4 protein-coding genes are annotated in these 4,900 nt (G+C 58.4%); 2 read left to right on the forward strand and 2 right to left on the reverse strand.

The features are described 5' to 3' along the window. Together B7R21_RS20520 and B7R21_RS18705 are read left to right on the forward strand one after the other, a co-directional pair. The coding region (locus B7R21_RS20520) for a hypothetical protein (RefSeq protein ID WP_216364314.1) at positions 1-242 on the forward strand (242 nt) is incomplete at its 5' end. 1,105 nt (positions 243-1,347) lie between these two features. Then, positions 1,348-1,923, forward strand: coding sequence for a hypothetical protein (locus B7R21_RS18705; protein ID WP_172592279.1), 576 nt, complete (start codon positions 1,348-1,350; stop codon positions 1,921-1,923). Between the two features lie 1,319 nt (positions 1,924-3,242). On the opposite strand, the gene B7R21_RS18710 is transcribed toward B7R21_RS18705, so the two are convergent. Continuing rightward, positions 3,243-3,869, reverse strand: coding sequence for a hypothetical protein (locus B7R21_RS18710; protein ID WP_116284772.1), 627 nt, complete (start codon positions 3,867-3,869; stop codon positions 3,243-3,245). A gap of 179 nt (positions 3,870-4,048) precedes the next feature. After that, entirely contained in the window at positions 4,049-4,636 is a 588-nt protein-coding gene (locus tag B7R21_RS18715) for a recombinase family protein (RefSeq protein WP_116284773.1), read from the reverse strand. Positions 4,637-4,900 lie beyond the last annotated feature (264 nt).

The raw sequence follows: 4,900 nt of genomic DNA on the forward strand, positions 1-4,900 counted from the left end.
ACAGGGCCTTTCTCGAGCTGGTGTGTGGTCGAAGACCATCAGCATCGAGGGAGGCCCGCTTCTATGCGCGGAAGCGACCCGGGGTGGGGAATTTCAGTGAGCAGAACTGGGGAATTTCAGTGAGCGCTGTCATCAAGGTGATCTTCTTGTTAGCAGGTGAGAGGGTGGTGCCGGCTTCCGCACATGTATTGGCTGACTTCGAAGCGTCGGCAGCAGGTCTTCTCGCTACCCTTGTCGAATGAATGAGGGTCAGAAAGTACCGCGCGAACATGCGCGAGCTCAACTGCGATGGCTCACGCCAGCGGAAGGCGGCCGCAAGAGCGGTTTGCCAAACGGTGATGGGTTCCGTACCCCAGTTTGGATCGGAGGCGGGGAACCAGATTTGCAGGCCGGTGCGCCTACGTCCGATGGAGCGCTTCTCACGGCACTGCTGCGACCAGTGAAAGACTGGAGTGCGGTGAAGGTGAATTTCTTGGTCCTGGAATTGGCAGAGCCCTTTCTCGCTGTGGGGCAGCCCCTGAGGGTTTTTCAGGGACCTCAACTCGTGGCGGTGGGGAAGCTTGTCGCTCTGATTTAGACACCTTGGTCGACTGTCCCCGACGCCGACGTCTTCCGGGATGAGTAGAGTTTGCTTAGTTCGGGTACTGAGACGTGCATCAACTAGCTAGGATTCTCTCAGAAGTACGGGGGAGCTATGACACCTTTGATGTGGGTACTCCTGATCGTCGGTGTCGTCCTGCTTATCGGGGTTGGGGTCTGGGGAATTCGTCACCCGAGAAGAAAGAATGAACCATTCGGCCGTACGCGGCGGCTAGTGATTGCCCTGGGTCTAATCGGTGTGGTGCTGGCGGTTACAAACCTGATCCTTTCATTGCTTCACTGAAGCAGTTTCCAATTCAATGGTGGCGTGTTTGGACAGCGCCGGTAGTGGGCCTCCGGCCGGGGTGGCTCGAGTCGTCGGGGCAGGGGACGAGCTCGCCGTTTCAGCCCGGGACCTCGGCAGGGACCGCCTCTTCCATTGGTTCACGTTTTACGGTCATCGGAAGCATCAAGTCGGGTGTTCCGTCCCGGTACGCTCTTGAGATGAATCGTGGTTCACAGGAAGAGCCTCGGCATTGGTTCAAGTACCACCCTCGGAGGCATCCGTCCGAGGGTCGGCTGAAGCTTGATGCGGCTCATACCGGTCTTGCTGCGTTTATAGCTACTGCCGAAGCGTTCTTCAGCGAGGAGCCGCCTCACGTGAGGTCGACACACCTGCAAACGAAGAACCATGAGATCGATGCAGATCCGCTTCCGCGCGAGTGGGCGCCCGCGCTGAGTCACATTGTGCAAGATCTGCGTTCTTCTTTGGATTACATCGCTCACGAGCTCGTGTTAAAGAATGATCCGACCGCTGACGCGTCTAAGACCCAGTATCCAGTCGCGACTACGTCCGGGAAGTGGAAGGAACAGTTGCGCCATATCCGTGGGGCCAGCGGCCACGCTACGGAGTTCATCCGGTCACTTCAACCATTTGTTCTATTGCCCGAGGATGCTGAGAGGGACCCGCTGGCAGCTCTGAATGCACTCGCGATTATCGACAGGCATCGCATTCCCCTGCTGACGCTGGCTGCGGGCGCCGGTGTGGAGGTCAGGTTTGACGTGACGAAACTTAGGGGGAACGTGTCGTTGAATAATGACTGGGGTCACAGGTTCATGACGGAGGGCTACCGCTGCGAACCGGGCCAGGGGTGGTCTACGTCGGATGAGCGTGGGGTTGTGACGGAGCAAGAGTCGTACGAACAACTCTCCTTCCGGATCGCGTTCAATGAACGAACCAGTTTATACGAGGGGTGGGATGTTATCGAGACTCTCTGGGGAATCGGAAATTACATTCAGACGGAGATTTTCCCACCGCTCGAGGAGGTTCTAGGCGCGGACTAAGCCCGGTCGGGAGTGCTGCGAAGTACGCTTGTCGGCATGAGATCAACTCTGCCTTGGTGGTTGGCACTAGTGGGCACGGGCTGTGGAGTTTTGGCTATCGCTTTCGTCGCAGTGCGCTTTCTAACCGGGGACGCAGAACCCGCTCTGATGGTGGGTCTCATTATGGGGCTGGTTCTTCTTATCAACGGAGCATTTCTCATGAGGAAATTAAAGCGGAGGTAGCCGATACTCGCAGCCGGGTGGGCAGCCCTGGGCGCCCGAATTATCGGCTACGCCATGTCATTCGGGACGGCTACCGGGACTTTGAGAGGACGATGCTCTAGATCGCACGCGGCGGCTGCGCGGCGGACTGACGCTAATCCGGCTGAAATGTTGTGGGGTTGCAAACGCGCAAGATTGCAAAGTCCAGGGCGGTGCTAGCTGCAGAGTAGTGAAGGCTTAGGCTCAAGGGAAGTTGCAAGGGAGTGTTCGTGGCTAAGAAGCAAAGCGGCCTGGAAGTCCTATTGCTAGTTGTCGCGGTAGCGGCAACCGTCATTGTCGTCGCAGGGTCAGTGATGGCGGTCTCTGGTGCAGCGAGCTGGTTCACCCCGATTGGTTCTGCATTCACAGCAACGGGTGCGATTCTCGGACTGATCGCCGCTAGACGCGCACGTCGGAAAGCCAACCGCGAACAGGATGACACTTCGAGGCGAGGCTAGAACCGCCAATCGAACACTGTCCTTTGCCACCCCGAATTTGGCGCGTGATCTAACGAGCCGCGATCACTCAGGAGGCGGATCCGACATAGAACCTTGCGCCGGAGGCTGATTGAAGGCGCTCGATGCTGTCTCAGGCCAAGAGCGTCCAGCGGAACAGATGGAGCGCAGCTCTGCGGTGGAATACCTTGGGTATTCCTGCACAGTTCTATTGATTACATTTACAGTCGGTGTGTACGAGGCAGGCGCCATTGCGCGGAGGTAGACGAGAAGACAGGGGAAGGCAGCATGGCGGGGAGGCAAGGCGAGAATTCGCTGCTGCGGAGTTTGAGCAATCGCTTTTGGGGGGTGGTTTTATGCTCTTTTTCACATTCGTTGCGGGGATCTTTACGTTCCCGCCGGATCAGCGCGGTGGTGCTTGCTTGCTTCTGATAGCCCCTGCGGCGGTGATGAGTATTTGGGTCCTGGTTGTGAACTCTGGAAGAAGAGCCGCAACGCGCGTTCATCAGTTTGCAGCTAACAAGAGAGGCAACGACCAGGTCGACGAGGCGGAAGATCGGCTTTGAGCGGACGGTAAGCGGGGCGATCTACTCAACGAGCAGCGGGTGTCACTTTACGGGCAGGTTACAGTGAGCTGTTTGTGGTTTTCACGCTCTCGATTGATGTCAAGACTCGTCGGCGCCGGCGTGCTTCGGTAAGGGCGATTACAGTAACGGTCAAGATGACGATCATCTGCAAGATAAACCGGGCGAGGGACCAGCCCTCGAAAACGCGGACTGTTGCCCCGGCCAGCCCGACAAGACTGAGGCCCAAACCGACGAAGGTCAAGATCGCGGCGCGGTTTGATCGTCGCTGCCAGAGAAGCATGGCCCGGACGAGCGGCGCGGTGGATGGAGTCGTTGCTTCGCGGCCCCGTATCTGTCGACGGATGGAGATACGGAGTTTCTTGCGCAGCACTCCGAGCGGGCGTTCGGGGTCCTGAACAGCGAGAGGGAGCAACGTGTGTCGTCGGCGTGCTCGGATCCAGCTGGCTGTCGAAACGATGGTTCCGGCTGCTGTGAGAAGAAACCAAAAAATGCTGGCTGAATCTTGGCTGATGATGGCGACGTTCAGGGCAAAAAGGACCGACAGCCCAACCCACGCTGCCTGAAGCGATGGACCAATGACGGTGGCGCCGTTTTGGGCTAGATGTTCAGCGCGGCGCTGCGCGATCATGAGATCGTCGGCAGACATCAGCTCGTCGAATGGCACAAGCCGAGTCAATCACGAACGTGCTCAGAACTGCATCCCGGGGCCGCGTGTTCGAGCCGCGTCCCGTATGAGCCGTCCGGTGAACAATTTGAGTCAGGTGCGTTATCTGAAACAGAGAAAACAGGTATTAGACCGGTGGTGCATGGTCGAGCCGGCCCTCGTTTCTCCGGAAGAGGAAGTCAATCGTCCTTGTTCATCGCTGCGAGCTCGTACCTATATAGGGTCGCGCGTGACCAGCCGACCAGTTGAGCTGCTTCAGCCGCAGTCTTGCCTGCCTTCCGCGTGGTCCGAACGATCGTGAGTTTTTCGGCGATGATGCGTGGATCGCTCGGGGGCCGGCCGAACTTGGTGCCGGCTGCCTGGGCGACGGCGATGCCGGCATTGACGCGTTCGACGATGAGTTCTCGTTCGTACTCGGCCAGGGTAGCGAGCATGCCGAGCATCATCCGCCCGGTCTTGGTCGAGGGATCGATGCCGTCCGAGATCGACTGCACGTTGATGCCGGCCTGCTGCATCGACTTCACCGTGTTCAGAACATCGATCAAAGATCGGCCCAGCCGGTCGATCCGCCAGACCACGACCGTATCGCCCGCTACAGAATGCTCGAGGAGTCGACCCATTGCGGGTCTGCTCGCGGCGACCCTTGTCCCCGAGGTGACGTCGGAGAAAATATCGCGCTGCTGCACACCAACCTTCATGAGTGCGTCGACCTGCAGCTGCGCATCCTGCGATCGGGTACTTACCCTCGTGTACCCCAATAGCCTCATGTCGCCATCTTGCCTCAAGAACTCCTAGGAACCGGAATGAGACAGGCGCGCCCACGAGATGAGTTTTCGAGACAAGCCGAAACCGCAGGATCTCGCGGAAGTCGCAGGCCAGCATCTGGGGGAGTGAGGTGCCTCAGAAACCTTTAGCTATTCGAGGCATCCCACTGCGACCAACGCTTCTACGCCTGTACCTGCCACGGTGAGCGATCCACGCTGCCAGCGCACATACCCTGATCGCGCTAGGGCCTTCGCATTCAATGGGGC

The sequence above is a fragment of the Subtercola boreus genome (assembly GCF_003399625.1).
Taxonomy (GTDB): Bacteria; Actinomycetota; Actinomycetes; order Actinomycetales; family Microbacteriaceae; genus Subtercola; species Subtercola boreus_C.